At 55.9% G+C, this 13,461-nt stretch carries 14 protein-coding genes and 1 tRNA gene; 4 read left to right on the top strand and 11 right to left on the bottom strand.

Features of this window, described 5'->3' with window-relative positions; all coding sequences use genetic code 11:
• The 3 genes from ACWB12_RS01895 to ACWB12_RS01885 form a co-directional block, all read right to left on the bottom strand.
• A partial coding sequence (locus tag ACWB12_RS01895; protein ID WP_479528363.1) for an AAA family ATPase occupies positions 1-126 on the bottom strand: 126 nt, incomplete at its 3' end.
• 97 nt (positions 127-223) lie between these two features.
• Positions 224-300 (bottom strand) — tRNA-Met (locus ACWB12_RS01890).
• A 74-nt stretch (positions 301-374) separates the two neighbouring features.
• A complete protein-coding gene (locus ACWB12_RS01885; protein ID WP_479528358.1) occupies positions 375-1,397 on the bottom strand; it encodes an aspartate-semialdehyde dehydrogenase in 1,023 nt (340 codons plus the stop codon).
• Between the two features lie 404 nt (positions 1,398-1,801).
• Between ACWB12_RS01885 and ACWB12_RS01880 the strand changes: the two genes are divergently transcribed.
• Positions 1,802-3,109, top strand: coding sequence for a DEAD/DEAH box helicase (locus tag ACWB12_RS01880; RefSeq protein WP_479528357.1), 1,308 nt, complete (start codon positions 1,802-1,804; stop codon positions 3,107-3,109).
• A 258-nt stretch (positions 3,110-3,367) separates the two neighbouring features.
• On the opposite strand, the gene ACWB12_RS01875 is transcribed toward ACWB12_RS01880, so the two are convergent.
• The 4 genes from ACWB12_RS01875 to ACWB12_RS01860 form a co-directional block, all read right to left on the bottom strand.
• Complete coding sequence (locus tag ACWB12_RS01875) at positions 3,368-4,213, bottom strand: universal stress protein (protein WP_479528356.1); 846 nt, start codon at positions 4,211-4,213, stop codon at positions 3,368-3,370.
• Positions 4,214-4,215: 2 nt separating this feature from the next.
• Positions 4,216-5,694, bottom strand: coding sequence for a SulP family inorganic anion transporter (locus tag ACWB12_RS01870; RefSeq protein WP_479528362.1), 1,479 nt, complete (start codon positions 5,692-5,694; stop codon positions 4,216-4,218).
• Positions 5,695-5,772: 78 nt separating this feature from the next.
• Entirely contained in the window at positions 5,773-6,957 is a 1,185-nt protein-coding gene (locus tag ACWB12_RS01865) for an MFS transporter (protein ID WP_479528355.1), read from the bottom strand.
• 151 nt (positions 6,958-7,108) lie between these two features.
• The gene (locus tag ACWB12_RS01860; RefSeq protein WP_479528354.1) at positions 7,109-7,552 is read right to left on the bottom strand and encodes an RrF2 family transcriptional regulator; all 444 of its coding nucleotides are present in this window, start codon (positions 7,550-7,552) and stop codon (positions 7,109-7,111) included.
• Positions 7,553-7,675: 123 nt separating this feature from the next.
• Here ACWB12_RS01860 and ACWB12_RS01855 point away from each other — a divergent pair, with 123 nt between their 5' ends.
• The 3 genes from ACWB12_RS01855 to ACWB12_RS01845 are packed head-to-tail and all read left to right on the top strand — an operon-like array spanning position 7,676 to position 10,170.
• Entirely contained in the window at positions 7,676-9,040 is a 1,365-nt protein-coding gene (locus tag ACWB12_RS01855) for a cytochrome ubiquinol oxidase subunit I (RefSeq protein ID WP_479528353.1), read from the top strand.
• A 9-nt stretch (positions 9,041-9,049) separates the two neighbouring features.
• Entirely contained in the window at positions 9,050-10,054 is a 1,005-nt protein-coding gene (gene cydB, locus ACWB12_RS01850) for a cytochrome d ubiquinol oxidase subunit II (RefSeq protein ID WP_479528352.1), read from the top strand.
• Positions 10,054-10,170 carry a DUF2474 family protein gene (locus ACWB12_RS01845; protein ID WP_479528351.1) on the top strand — a complete coding sequence of 39 codons (117 nt, stop codon included), beginning with the start codon at positions 10,054-10,056 and terminating at the stop codon, positions 10,168-10,170. The genes cydB and ACWB12_RS01845 overlap by 1 nt, the downstream gene beginning before the upstream one ends.
• A 1-nt stretch (position 10,171) precedes the next feature.
• Here ACWB12_RS01845 and ACWB12_RS01840 read toward each other — a convergent pair whose 3' ends face one another.
• Genes ACWB12_RS01840 through ACWB12_RS01825 form a run of 4 tightly spaced genes read right to left on the bottom strand, consistent with a single transcriptional unit; the run spans position 10,172 to position 13,459 of the window.
• A complete protein-coding gene (locus tag ACWB12_RS01840; RefSeq protein WP_479528350.1) occupies positions 10,172-10,927 on the bottom strand; it encodes an SDR family NAD(P)-dependent oxidoreductase in 756 nt (251 codons plus the stop codon).
• Complete coding sequence (locus ACWB12_RS01835) at positions 10,924-11,694, bottom strand: ABC transporter ATP-binding protein (protein ID WP_479528361.1); 771 nt, start codon at positions 11,692-11,694, stop codon at positions 10,924-10,926. Before ACWB12_RS01835 ends, ACWB12_RS01840 begins: the two co-directional genes overlap by 4 nt.
• Positions 11,691-12,548 carry an ABC transporter ATP-binding protein gene (locus ACWB12_RS01830; protein ID WP_479528349.1) on the bottom strand — a complete coding sequence of 286 codons (858 nt, stop codon included), beginning with the start codon at positions 12,546-12,548 and terminating at the stop codon, positions 11,691-11,693. Before ACWB12_RS01830 ends, ACWB12_RS01835 begins: the two co-directional genes overlap by 4 nt.
• The gene (locus ACWB12_RS01825) at positions 12,545-13,459 is read right to left on the bottom strand and encodes an ABC transporter permease (protein ID WP_479528348.1); all 915 of its coding nucleotides are present in this window, start codon (positions 13,457-13,459) and stop codon (positions 12,545-12,547) included. Before ACWB12_RS01825 ends, ACWB12_RS01830 begins: the two co-directional genes overlap by 4 nt.
• Between the last annotated feature and the right edge of the window lie 2 nt (positions 13,460-13,461).

Below are 13,461 nucleotides of genomic sequence, written 5' to 3'. Positions count from 1 at the left end.
CTCACGTTGCCATGCGGATTTTTGACGTCGGATTTCAGTGAGACGTGCTGCGCCGTTGTTCTGGGTAATATCTCTGAACGGCTTGCCTGCTTGGATGGGTTGGAGTTGATCAGGATCGCCGACCATAGCCGCATAATGAAACCAACCAGATGAGCCAGATACTCGCTTAAATCACGCTGCCTCTGGACCCAAAAACTCTGACGACGGACACTATTGAAAGTATTGGTAGCGGGAGAGGGACTTGAACCCCCGACACCAGGATTATGATTCCCGTGCTCTAACCACCTGAGCTACCCCGCCACTAGGGTGCAGGATTTAGGCGAGCATGACACGGGCGTCAAGAGCAAATCACCCCTGACGCCCCAATCCATTCCTTAACGCTTGCTCAGCACCCTGTTCACATAAACCTCGGCGATCTGCACCGCGTTCAGCGCCGCACCTTTTCGCAGGTTGTCCGACACGCACCACAGGTTAATGCCGTTTTCAACTGTGCTGTCCTGACGGATGCGCGAAATGAACGTGGCGTAGTCGCCAACGCACTCCACCGGCGTCACATAACCACCATCTTCACGCTTATCGATCACCATAATACCGGGCGCCTCGCGCAGGATATCGCGCGCTTCATCTTCGTCCAGAAAATCCTCGAACTCGATATTCACCGCTTCGGCGTGGCCAACAAAAACCGGCACCCGAACACAGGTCGCGGTCACCTTGATTTTCGTATCAATAATCTTCTTGGTTTCAGCCACCATTTTCCATTCTTCCTTGGTGGTGCCGTCCTCCATGAACACATCAATATGCGGAATCACGTTAAACGCGATCTGCTTGGTGAATTTGGTGTATGTTTTGTTGTCCACCGGATTGTAAATCGCTTTGGTCTGGTTCCACAACTCGTCCATACCTTCTTTGCCAGCACCCGATACCGATTGATATGTCGACACCACAACCCGCTTGATCGTGGCGCGATCATGCAGCGGCTTTAGCGCGACAACCATCTGCGCGGTTGAACAATTCGGATTGGCGATAATCATCTTGTTCTTGTAACCCTCGATCGCATCCGAGTTCACCTCGGGCACGATCAGCGGGATCATTGGATCATAACGATACAGCGACGAATTATCGATCACCAGACAGCCCGCTTTGGCAGCTCTTGGCGCGTATTTCTTGGTGGCGTCTGAACCAACTGCAAATAGCGCAATGTCCCAGCCGACAAAATCAAACGTATCCAGATCCTGCGTCTTGAGCGTCTTATCACCAAAGCTGACTTCTGTTCCCTGCGAGCGACGCGAAGCAAGAACCGCAATCTTGTCCACATCAAACTTGCGTTCATCCAGAATATTCAGCATTTCGCGGCCCACATTGCCAGTGGCCCCAACGACGGCGATTTTATAGCCCATAACAGGGTCTCCTTATAGGGATTCTTCCTTGTAACGCTGCGCTCATAACCCAGTCGTTCATACAGGGCAATCGGAATGCTATTACGACGTTTCACAATAGAACTACTATTCCGGAATAGTAGAATGATCCTCACATAGACCTCTAGCGCCGGATTGATCCTGTTGACATTGTCACAAAAACCAGCGATACGCCCTCCATTCCTGAGTGGCCGCCGCGTGAGCAGCCCGCCTTAAATGGCAGTCAGGACGCCCAGGGGCGCGATAGCCTTTCTCCAAGTTCCCATTCACGCGGGGTTCTGACGATCCACATGGATCGCAACCTCAGACGTTGGCCCATTCGGGCCTCAATGCTGATTCATATCGGCGGTGCCTTTGCGCCGCCATCATATAAGAAAGGGTCACACGTGACCACATTTGCTGATCTGGGCCTCTCGCCCAACATTCTTAACGCCATCGACCAAGCTGGCTATAAAAACCCGTCGCCAATCCAAGAAAAGGCGATTCCGCTGGCATTGGCTGGCCATGACATTATGGGCCTTGCCCAAACCGGCACTGGTAAAACCGCTGCTTTCGGACTGCCGCTGATCGAAAACCTGATGAGCGACGGTTTTAAGGCGCCGCCAAAAACCACCAAGGCACTGATCCTTGCGCCGACCCGCGAACTGGTTAATCAAATCGCCGAAAACCTGCGCCAATACGTGCGTCAAACCCACCTTAAGGTGAACCTTGTTGTGGGTGGTGTTTCAATCAATCGCCAAATTCAGAACCTGTCCAAGGGCACCGATATTCTGGTCGCCACACCGGGCCGATTGATCGACCTGATCGAGCGTCGCGCTATCTTTTTGGACAAAGCCCGCTTCTTGGTGCTGGACGAAGCCGACCAAATGCTCGACATGGGGTTCATCCACGCGCTGCGCAAAATCGCGCCGCTGCTGGGCACCCCGCGCCAAACCATGCTGTTTTCGGCCACTATGCCCAAACTGATGGCCGAACTGGCAGGCGCTTACCTGAAAGACCCTAAAAAGGTGCAGGTATCCGTGTCGGGCAAAGCTGCGGACAAGATCAAACAGTCGCTGTATTACACAGCGCAGGCCAACAAAACCGAGCTGTTGAAGGAATACCTGAACAAGTCGCCAGATGGCTTGTCGCTGGTATTTTCCCGCACCAAGCACGGGGCCGAGAAACTGAAACGCACACTGGAAACAGCGGGTTACAGTGCCGTTTCCATTCACGGTAATAAATCCCAAGGCCAGCGCGAACGCGCCATCAAGGCGTTCAAATCGGGCGAGGCCCGTGTGCTGGTGGCCACTGACGTTGCGGCACGGGGCATCGACATTCCGGACGTTAGCCACGTCTATAATTATGACCTGCCAGAAGTACCAGAAAACTATGTGCACCGCATTGGCCGGACAGCGCGGGCGGGCAAAGGCGGCGAGGCGATAGCCTTTGTTTCGGCCACCGAGATTGGCTACCTGAAACAGATCGAGAAGCTGATGAAGTCCGAAATCCCTTGTGATGGCGGCATCCGCCCGCAAGAAGAAAAACCAGCGCCTCGTGGCGGTGGGGGTGGACGTCGCGGTGGCGGTGGTGGTGGCGGAGGTCGTCGTCATGGCGGCGGTGGTAAACCGCAAGGCGGCGGAAACCCTGCTGGACAATCCCAAGGCAAACGCAAGCCACGTAATCGCAATCGCGGGCGTAAACCGGCGGCCTAAACGAGCGTTCGGGCAACGGATAATACAGCGTGTTGGGGCCATAGGCGTTAATGCGCTGTTTACTCAGGTAAACAAGGGGGATTTGGCGATTTGTGGAATATGAATTCCATATGACTCGCATATGAATCCCATATGAGCTTTATACCCGATTAGCCCCGTTAACGCAGCGAGCGCAGGTGAATGTGAATAAAGGGTTAATCCCCCGACAGCGCAAAATGACGGGTGTTTGGGGTAAGTGTTGCGCCCCCCGTCGCAATGCTACCGAAACAACAACACCGGCACATGGCAGCTTTGCACCATCGCCGTGGTGGTGGACCCGATGATTAGGTTGCGGATGCGGGAGTGGCCATAGGCGCCCATCACCAGCACGTCGATATCGTGCTTGTCGGTGCTTTCGCAAATCACCTGTTCAGCCTGCCCTTGGGCAATCTCGGTTTCCACGGCGTAGCCCGCCTCGCGCAGTAGTGCTGCGGCACCTTCGAGGGCGCGTTTGGTCTCGGGTTTATCGCCCACGGTCAGCAGTTTGCATTTCAGGCCGGCAAAGACTTTGCTTTGCTTGATATGCTCAACCGCTTTGATCGCGGATTTGCCACCGTCAAAGGCGATCATGAATTGCTTGACCGGCTGGAATTCGCGCGACGCCACCAGAATCGGTTTCTTGCACGAGCGCACCACGCGTTCCAGATTGCTGCCCAGATGTTGTTTGGCAAAATCAGCGGCCTCGCCGCGTTTGCCGATGATCACCAGATCGGCGTCAACTTCGGCGGTGCTCAGCTCTTCGACCAGATCACCGTTGCGCAGGCGGGTGGTGACATCGGTCACCCCGTCCTCGCGCAGGCGCGCCTCGGCGTCTTCCAGAATGGCGCGGCCACGCTTTTGGGCAAGGCGCGCGCTTTGGGCGTCCAGCTCGGCCAGTTCGCCCATCAGTTTGGAGCGTGCGCCAAGGCCGATGTTGCCCGACAGGTCGGATTGCGCGGCCTCGTTACGGCCCAGAATATGGATCACCTCGACCGAGGAGCCTTTGCGCGTGGCAACCCAAGCGGCGTGGTCACAAACGCTTTGCGAATAGATCGAGCCGTCGACCAGTGCGATAATTTTCGACATATTCAGTGCCCCATCAATCGTTCAATTGCATCAGGTTTATCATGGATCGCCAGTTTATCCACGATGGTTTCGCTGGCTTCATTCATGCCGATAATCTCGACCTCGGCCCCTTCACGGCGAAATTTAACCACCACCATGTCCAGCGCCGCGATGGAGGAAATATCCCAGATATGCGCGTGGGTGACATCAATCACCACGCGTTCCAACACCTCGTGAAAATCAAAGGCGGCAGTGAATTCAGGGGAGGAAGCAAAGAACAACTGCCCCTCGACCGTATAAGTGCGGGCGCGCCCGTCTTTTGACAATTTGGACGTGACGCGGAACACCTGTGCGATCTTTCCGGCGAAAAAGATGCCTGACAGCAAAACCCCCGTCAGCACCCCGTATGCAAGGTTATGCGAATACACAGTCACCGCCACGGTTGCCAGCATCACGATAGAGGATGATCGCGGGTGATCGCGGATGTCTTTGATCGACGACCAGCTGAATGTACCAACCGATACCATGATCATAATTGCCACAAGGGCCGGCATCGGGATTTGTTTCACCCAATCGCCCAGCACCACGATCAGGAACAACAGGAACACACCCGCCGCAAAGGTCGACAGCCGTCCGCGACCGCCGGATTTCACGTTGATCATCGACTGACCAATCATCGCACAACCCGCCATGCCGCCGATAAAGCCGGTGCAGGTGTTGGCGATGCCTTGGCCGACGCACTCGCGGTTTTTGTCCGATTCTGTATCGGTCAAATCATCAACGATGGTGGCTGTCATCATGCTTTCCAGCAGACCCACAGCGGCCACACCGGCCGACACCGGAAAGATGATCTTCAGGGTTTCAAAATTCAGCGGAATGTCGGGCAGCAGAAAGATTGGCAGGGTATCGGGCAACGCGCCCATATCCTGCACCGCACGAACATCCAGCCCGAGAAACATCGTCAGCCCCGTCAGCACGACGATGGTGACCAGCGGCGAGGGGATCGCCGTGGTGACATAGGGGAACAGGTAAATGATAGCCAAGCCGCCCGCGACCATCACATAGGTCAGGGTGGTCACGCCGGTCAGTTCGGGCAATTGCGCCATGAAGATCAGGATCGCCAGCGCGTTGACAAACCCGGTGATCACCGAGCGCGACACAAACCGCATCGCATCGCCCAGCTTCAACAGCCCGGCACCAATCTGCAACAGCCCCGCCAGCACCGTGGCCGCCAGCAGGTATTCCAGCCCGTGCACTTTGACCAAAGTCACCATCAACACCGCCGTCGCCGCTGTGGCAGCCGAGATCATGCCGGGCCTGCCGCCAACAATCGCGGTGATCACGGCGATCGAGAAGGACGCATACAGGCCCACCTTGGGGTCAACGCCTGCGAGGATCGAGAACGCGATCGCCTCGGGGATCAGCGCCAACGCCACCACAAGCCCCGCCAATAAATCAGCGCGGATGTTGCCGAGCCAGTCTTGGCGCAGGCTCGTTATCAGGTCAGTGTTCAATGGATGTGCTCCAGCATCTGGGGTAGATGCAGGCTTTAACCGCCCCGATGCTAACTGGCAAGCAGGTTAGTCGGTCCGGTCTTGACTGAACATGTAGACAAACACACCGATCAAGGTGGCCACGCCGAAGAACATGAACAGGGATTGATAGGGTTGGGCGGGGTCGGTCGCCCCCGCCAACGCGGCCCCGTGCACCCGTCCGCTAAAGGATTGCATGATGCCCGCCCCGCCAATACCAAACAGGTTCAGCAACGTCACACCACGGCCAGTTAAATGCGGTGGGAAAAAGCTGCGGGCGTGTGCGATCAACACCGCAAAGCTGGAGCCGAAAAGGCCAATGGCAGCCATCAAGGCGGTAGACATCCACAGGCTGTGAGACGGATAAAACAGCAGGGTAAATACCGAAACCGCCCCCGCCAGATTGCCAATAACCACAATCCATTTTCGCGTGCCAAACACACGGTCCAGCGGACCATAGGCAAAGTTTCCGGCCACCATTGCAAGGCTCATTACCAGTGCGGCCCGCCCGATGGCACCCGCATCGGCACCGTAAACGTCGCCCAGATAAGGGCCGATCCATAGGCCCCGTATCCCCGCCACCGCAGCATAATTCACAAACATCATCGGAAAGATCAGCCAAAGCCCCGGAATTTTCAACAAATCCAGAACCGAGCCTTTGTTGCCGTGTGCATCGATCACCACTTTGGGGTCTTTAATGAACACAAACATCGCAACTGAAACCAATAGCGTAAGGCCTGCCAACACAAACAAGGTTTCGCGCCACCCATAAGCCTGGCTGGCCCATGTCAACGGCAGGGAACTGGCGATATTGCCCAATATCCCTACCGCCAAAATCGAACTGGCGAGGGTGGCAAAAACGGCGGGCGAAAAGCTGCGGGCAAAGATGAAATAGGAGGCCATCAACACCGGCGAGCACCCGACCCCGATCATCGCCATTGCAATGTTGATATGCAGCGGCGTTTGCGCCAGTGCGAATACCACCGCCCCGCCAGCGCCGCCAAACGCCAACAACACCGACGCCGTTCGGCGTGGACCGATTTTGTCCAGTGCCCATCCCACAGGTATTTGCATCAGCGCAAAGGCCAAAAACCACAAACCCGAAGCGAGCGACAGATCATCCGGTTGCGCACCGACATCGGTTTTCAGAACAGGCGTCAGGACCGCCAGAAAGGCGCGGTAAAACTGGCTCAGCATATAGCCAAGCACAAGAAAGAAAATTCCAAACTTCATCCGAAGCAGTTTTCACGGCTTGAGAAAGGATGCAAGTTTATTCGGATTTCGGCAAAACTGGGCACAGGTTCAGCTCTGTCAGAGCTGGGGAAATTGGCCTTCGGCAAGCTGGAAAAGCATGTTTATGGCACAGAATAAGTAAGTCCTGACCCTAAACCTTACCCAATGCCCTGCTGCGTTCCAGTAATTCTTCACGATTGGCGGCGATGTCGGCAATGGTCAAGCCGTCCAGAACGGCCATAAAGGCTGCTGTTGCATCCTGAATAGCAAAGGATAGACGGCAAATACCGGACAGAAGACAGGTGTTTTTGCTGGGGTTGAAGCATTCAACCACATCCAGATTTCCTTCGGTCAAGCGCACCACTTCACCAACGACAATCTGATCTGCCGGGCGCGCCAGCCGAAACCCGCCCCCGCGCCCGCGCTGGGTTTCCAGATATCCTGCCTTGCCCAGTTGATGTACAATTTTCACAATGTGCGGGCGGGCCAATTTATGGACCTTGGCGACATCGTCCACACGTAACAGATTCGGATCATGAAGGGCTGCCATTTGCAATGTGCGCAAGGCATAATTTGTGTAGCTTGTTAGATTCATACGATTTTCCGCGTTTTCTGGGTGCGACATTAAAGATATATTTCAGATGTTGCTTTTTGACAAGCACCGCTATTAAACATATATATTAAATATATATGATGAATATAACTATAGGATATCGCCATGTTGGATGGGTTCACAGCAGAGGCTTTGGCACGGGCACAATTCGCCTTTACCATCTCGTTTCACATCATCTTTCCAGCCTTTTCGATCGGGCTGGCCAGTTTCCTGACGGTTCTGAACGCACTGTGGCTGCGCACACGGGACGGCACCTATCTGACATTGTTTGAATACTGGAAGAAGATATTCGCGGTGGTGTTCGGCATGGGTGTGGTTTCGGGCATTGTAATGTCTTACCAATTCGGCACCAACTGGAGCGTATTTGCAGATAAAACCGGTCCGATCCTTGGCCCGTTGCTGGCCTACGAAGTGTTGTCGGCCTTTTTTCTAGAGGCTGGATTTCTGGGCATCATGCTGTTTGGCCGCGAAAAGGTCGGGCCACGTTTGCATATGTTCGCGACCACAATGGTGGCCGTTGGCACATTGATGTCGGCGACATGGATCCTGTCGGCAAACTCATGGATGCAAACCCCTGCAGGGTATTCCATTAACGAGGTCGGTCAATTTACACCGGAAGACTGGTGGGCAATCATCTTTAACCCGTCCTTCCCTTACCGGCTGGTGCATATGGTGCTGGCTGCTTTTCTGACTACATCGTTTGTCGTGGCCGGTGTCGCGGCGTGGCATCTGTTACGGGATCGCGGTAACGGCGCAACCATGCGGATGTTTTCGATGGCAATGTGGATGGCGACGATTGTGACCCCGATCCAGATCATTGCGGGTGATGCCCACGGACTGAACACGTTGGAACACCAGCCCGCCAAGGTGATGGCAATGGAGGGCCATTACGACAGCCACCCTGACGGCGCGCCGCTGATCCTGTTCGGCATCCCTAACGCCAAAGAAAAACGCATCGACTACGCTATTCAAATTCCGAAATTGTCCAGTCTGATCCTTAAGCACGATCTGAATGCACCGCTCGCGGGGCTGGACACAGTGACAGACGAGGATGAGCCGCCTGTCGCGGTCTTGTTCTGGTCTTTTCGTATCATGATCGCTATCGGCTTTGCCATGCTGGGTGTGGGCGGTTGGAGCCTGTGGCGGCGTTTGCGCGGCGGGCTGTATCAGGACCGCTGGCTACATCGCGTTTCGGTTTTGATGGGGCCAACCGGTTTCGTCGCTGTGCTGGCCGGATGGATCACCACCGAAGTTGGGCGGCAACCCTTTACAGTCTATGGGGTGCTTCGGACAGTGGATTCGATTGCGCCGGTGGATGCCCCTGCGGTGGCGGCGTCGCTGCTGGCGTTCATCTGGGTGTACTTCTTCGTTTTTGGCGCAGGGACGTTTTACATCCTGCGCTTGATGGGCCACGCGCCGGATACACCTGCGCCCGACACCCCACCCCTGACACAAACCGTAAACGGATAGGAGGCCGCAATGCTGTTCGATCTACCATTCATCTGGGCCGGTATTATCGCCTTTGCCGTGCTGACCTATGTTATCCTCGACGGGTTCGATTTGGGAGTTGGCATCCTGTTTCCATCTGCCAGATCGGAACAGGACAAAGACCTGATGATGAACTCTATCGCGCCGGTCTGGGATGGCAACGAAACATGGCTGATTCTTGGCGGTGGTGGGTTGCTGGCGGTATTTCCGCTGGCCTATTCGATCATCCTGCCCGCCCTATACATGCCGATCATCACCATGTTACTGGCGCTGATATTTCGTGGCGTGGCCTTTGAGTACCGTGGCCGCACCAAACGCTGGAAGCCGGTGTGGGAGGTCGGCTTTGCCGCTGGTTCCGCGATTGCCGCAATGATGCAGGGCATCATCCTTGGCGCATTGGTGCAGGGCATCAAAGTGGTGGACCGCGCCTATGCCGGTGGCTGGTGGGATTGGCTTAGCCCGTTCACCGTGCTGACTGGTCTGTCTGTTATTGCCGGTTACGCTTTATTGGGGTCCACATGGCTGATCCTGAAAACCGAAGGTGATTTGCAACAAAGCATGCGGGACAAGGCCTATTTTCTAGGCATGATCACACTGGCGGCGATTGGCACCATTTCGATTCTGACCCCATTTCAGGATCCGGTCTATTTCCAACGCTGGTTCAATCTGCCCGGCAGCCTGTATACAATGATAGTGCCGCTGGTGATGATGGCCCTGACATGGCTGTTGTTCAGCAGCCTTAAAGCCGGTCACGAGGCGCGCCCCTTCATCGCATCCTTGCTGATATTTGTAGTCAGCTTTATCGGTGTGGGGATCAGTTTTTACCCCAACATCGTGCCACCCTCGGTCAGCATTTGGGAGGCCGCAGCCCCTGACTCCAGTCTGCGGTTCACCCTATATGGCACTTTGGCGCTCGTGCCACTGATCCTTGGATACACCGGATACGCCTATTGGGTGTTCCGTGGCAAAGTAAAACCTGGCGAAGGATACCACTGATGACACATCACAGCCTTACCCGCCGCCTGCTCTGGTTTGCCGGAATATGGATTGCCAGCGTGCTGGCCCTGACAACAGTTGCCTTTGCCATCCGTCTGGTAATCGGAACAGGTTAGATCACTCTTTGCGCAATGCGGGCAACCCTACCCCTGTCGCATCAAACCCGCCATCAGCGGCAATGACCTGTCCGGTGACAAAGCTGGCCTTGTCCGAGCACAAGAACACAATCACTTGCGCGATTTCATCCTCGGTGCCGTAGCGGTTCAGCGGAATTGCGTCGTAATAAGCGGCGCGAATTTCAGGCGCGTGCACTGCCAGCGCCAGTTTGGTTGCCACGGGTCCGGGGGCGACACAGTTGGCGCGGATGCCCTGTTCGCCCAATTCGGCCGCCTGCTGTTTGGTCAACTGGATCACTGCCGCCTTCGAGGTGCCATAAGCGACCCGCAACGTGCTGGCCCTAAGGCCCGAAATCGAGGCGATGTTTACAATCGCGCCACCGTGTTTGGCCATTATCGGAATGGCGGCTTGCGAACATAAAAACACGCCGTCCAGATTGGTCTCCATCACTGTGCGCCATGTTTCAAAATCAGTTTGACCAATCGGTTCAAACGCAGCAACGCCCGCGTTGTTCACCAATGCATCCACGCGGCCCATTTCATCTGAAACCCGCGCCATCATTGCCGTAACTTCATCGGGTTGCGACACATCACAAATGATCGGCAGCACGTTTTTCAACCCGTCCGCCACTTTCATCAACTCGTCCGCGTCGCGGTCAATCATTGCGACCTGACGGCCCTCGTCCAGAAACAAGCGGGTGGTGGCCAATCCGATGCCGCGGGCGGCCCCTGTGACGATGGCAGTTTTACGGCTCATGCGGATTGGGCCTCGTCCGGTTTATACCCGAAGGATGAATCCAGCAGGTGTTTGGTGTAGGGGTGTGTAGGCTCCATCCCTCGCATATCTTCGACGGTCAAAATTTCGACAATCTCGCCGTTTTGCATCACGGCTGTTGCGTCGCACATATGCGCGACCACAGCCAGATTGTGACTTACCATCAGGTAGGTTAACTTGTGTTCCTCGCGCAAGTCAGCCAACAGGTTTAACACTTCGGCTTGCACGGATACGTCCAGCGCCGAGGTTGGTTCGTCTAGCAGCAGCACTGTCGGTTCGGGTGCAAGCGCACGCGCAATCGCAACCCGCTGGCGTTGGCCGCCCGACAATTGGTGCGGATAGCGAAACCGGAACGTAGGGCCAAGGCCAACGTCATCCAGCAGCTTCATAATGCGGTTGTCGATATCTTTGAAGCCATGTAGCGACAGGGTTTCACCCAACACCTGATCCACGGAATGGCGCGGATGCAAAGACGCGTAGGGGTCTTGAAACACCATTTGCACGTCTTTGTAGAATGTCTTTGGCCGTTTCTTGCCCAGCTCCAAATCACCAACCGACATTTTGCCAGACCATGTTGGAACCAGCCCGACCAACGCCCGCAGAATGGTGGATTTGCCCGAACCACTCTCGCCGACCAGCCCGAAGCTGGCACCGCTTGGAACATCAATCGTCGCGCCCTTAACGGCATCCACCCGTTCGTCACGTTCCCCAAACCAGACGTTCAGGTTTTCAATATGTATCCGGCTCATATCCGACCACTCACGCTGGGGGTTTCGCGCCATGCGTCATCCCGTTTCAATACCTCGAGCCGCGCTTTGGGATCATCAATGCGCGGCAGTGATCCAAGCAATCCACGGGTGTAGGGGTGTTTGGCGTCATGCAGGTTTTTGGCGTCCAGCACCTCGACCACGCGGCCCGCATACATGATTAGCACGCGGTCGCAAAAGGTCGACACTAGGTTCAGGTCGTGGCTGATAAAAATCAGCCCCATGCCCCGTTCGCGCACCAGCCGATCAATGATCGAAAGCACTTGGGTTTGCACCGATACGTCCAGCGCCGAAGTGGGTTCATCCGCGATCAAAATCTTGGGCTCCGTCACCAGCATCATTGCAATCATAATGCGCTGCCCCATGCCGCCTGACATTTCGTGCGGATAAGATTTCATCACCCGTTCAGGGTCGCGGATCGACACCGCCTCGAGCATTTCGATTGCTTTGGCGCGGGCGGCCTTTTTGCTGGCGCCGGTATGAAAGCGGTAGATTTCCATGATCTGGGCAGCAATCGTCATCACCGGATTGAGCGAGAATTTCGGGTCTTGCATGACCATCGAAATTTCCTGCCCGCGCACGCCCTGCATCTGCTTTTCCGTCATGGCCATCAGATCACGGCCATGCAGTTCCATCTTGTCGGCCTGCACCCGTCCGGGCTTGCGGATCAGCCGCAAAATGGCGCGCCCCGTCAGGGATTTACCAGAGCCGCTTTCGCCGACAATCCCCAGCCGTTCCTGGCCCAGCGTGAACGACACCCCGCGCACCGCTTCAAATTCGCCTTGGCGGGTCGGGAAGGTGACGCGCAGGTTTTTGACATCCAGAAGGTTGGTCATGAGTGGCCTCCTTCTTTGGGGTCCAGCACATCGCGCAGACCGTCGCCCAGCAGGTTGAAGCCGAGCGAGACTGTGAAAATGGCGAGGCCGGGTACGGTGGCAACCCACCAGTGATCTAGAATAAACTTGCGCCCTTCCGAAATCATCGCGCCCCATTCGGGGGATGGTGGTTGGGCACCAAGGCCAAGGAAACCAAGACCCGCAGCGGCCAGAATAACACCCGCCATGTCCAGTGTGACCCGCACGATCAGCGAGGAAATACACAGCGGCCAGATGTGTTTGGTGATGATTCGCATTGCACCAGCACCCTGCAATTTCACCGCCGCGATATAGTCGGAGTTGCGGATGGTCAGCGTTTCGGCCCGCGCGATCCGCGCATAAGGCGGCCATGCGGTGAGCGAGATTGCCAGCACCGCATTTTCAATGCCAGCGCCCAGCGCGGCGACAAAGGCCAGCGCCAGAACCAGACGCGGGAAGGCAAGGAAAATATCGGTGATCCGCATCAAAACCGCATCGACAATGCCCCCAGTATATCCGGCAATGGTGCCGACCAGCAGCCCGACGATGGGCGCAATAAGCGCCACCAGCGTGACGATGTATAAGGTGATACGCGAGCCATAGATCACGCGGCTCAGCAGATCGCGCCCTAGGCTATCAGTGCCAAGGATATGTCCCTCGGCGCCAATCGGCTGCAAGCGGCCCGCAAGATTTTGCACGAACGGATCCATTGGCGCGAGCAACGGCGCAAAGGCGGCCATCAGCAACAGCACGATCAGAATGCCCAGCCCGACCATCGCCATCGTATTGCCCTTTAGCGTCAGCCAGCCGGTATAGAGTGCTGCATAACGCGCGTGGCGTCGTGATGTTGGTGTGTCGGTCAGCAGCCATTCGCGCAGGGTCGGTTTTTGCATAT

The sequence above is a fragment of the Profundibacter sp. genome (assembly GCF_056498605.1).
Note: the sequence above shows the minus strand (reverse complement) of the source record. Positions and strands in the feature narration are given on the sequence as shown.

What these genes read in the sequence shown, in the direction of transcription:
- ACWB12_RS01885 (WP_479528358.1), bottom strand. Translation starts at nt 1,397, where the DNA reads ATGGGCTATAAAATCGCCGTCGTTGGGGCCACTGGCAATGTGGGCCGC.
- ACWB12_RS01875 (WP_479528356.1), bottom strand. Translation starts at nt 4,213, where the DNA reads ATGTCGAAAATTATCGCACTGGTCGACGGCTCGATCTATTCGCAAAGC.
- ACWB12_RS01865 (WP_479528355.1), bottom strand. Translation starts at nt 6,957, where the DNA reads ATGAAGTTTGGAATTTTCTTTCTTGTGCTTGGCTATATGCTGAGCCAG.
- ACWB12_RS01860 (WP_479528354.1), bottom strand. Translation starts at nt 7,552, where the DNA reads ATGAATCTAACAAGCTACACAAATTATGCCTTGCGCACATTGCAAATG.
- ACWB12_RS01855 (WP_479528353.1), top strand. Translation starts at nt 7,676, where the DNA reads ATGTTGGATGGGTTCACAGCAGAGGCTTTGGCACGGGCACAATTCGCC.
- cydB (WP_479528352.1), top strand. Translation starts at nt 9,050, where the DNA reads ATGCTGTTCGATCTACCATTCATCTGGGCCGGTATTATCGCCTTTGCC.
- ACWB12_RS01845 (WP_479528351.1), top strand. Translation starts at nt 10,054, where the DNA reads ATGACACATCACAGCCTTACCCGCCGCCTGCTCTGGTTTGCCGGAATA.
- ACWB12_RS01840 (WP_479528350.1), bottom strand. Translation starts at nt 10,927, where the DNA reads ATGAGCCGTAAAACTGCCATCGTCACAGGGGCCGCCCGCGGCATCGGA.
- ACWB12_RS01835 (WP_479528361.1), bottom strand. Translation starts at nt 11,694, where the DNA reads ATGAGCCGGATACATATTGAAAACCTGAACGTCTGGTTTGGGGAACGT.
- ACWB12_RS01830 (WP_479528349.1), bottom strand. Translation starts at nt 12,548, where the DNA reads ATGACCAACCTTCTGGATGTCAAAAACCTGCGCGTCACCTTCCCGACC.
- ACWB12_RS01825 (WP_479528348.1), bottom strand. Translation starts at nt 13,459, where the DNA reads ATGCAAAAACCGACCCTGCGCGAATGGCTGCTGACCGACACACCAACA.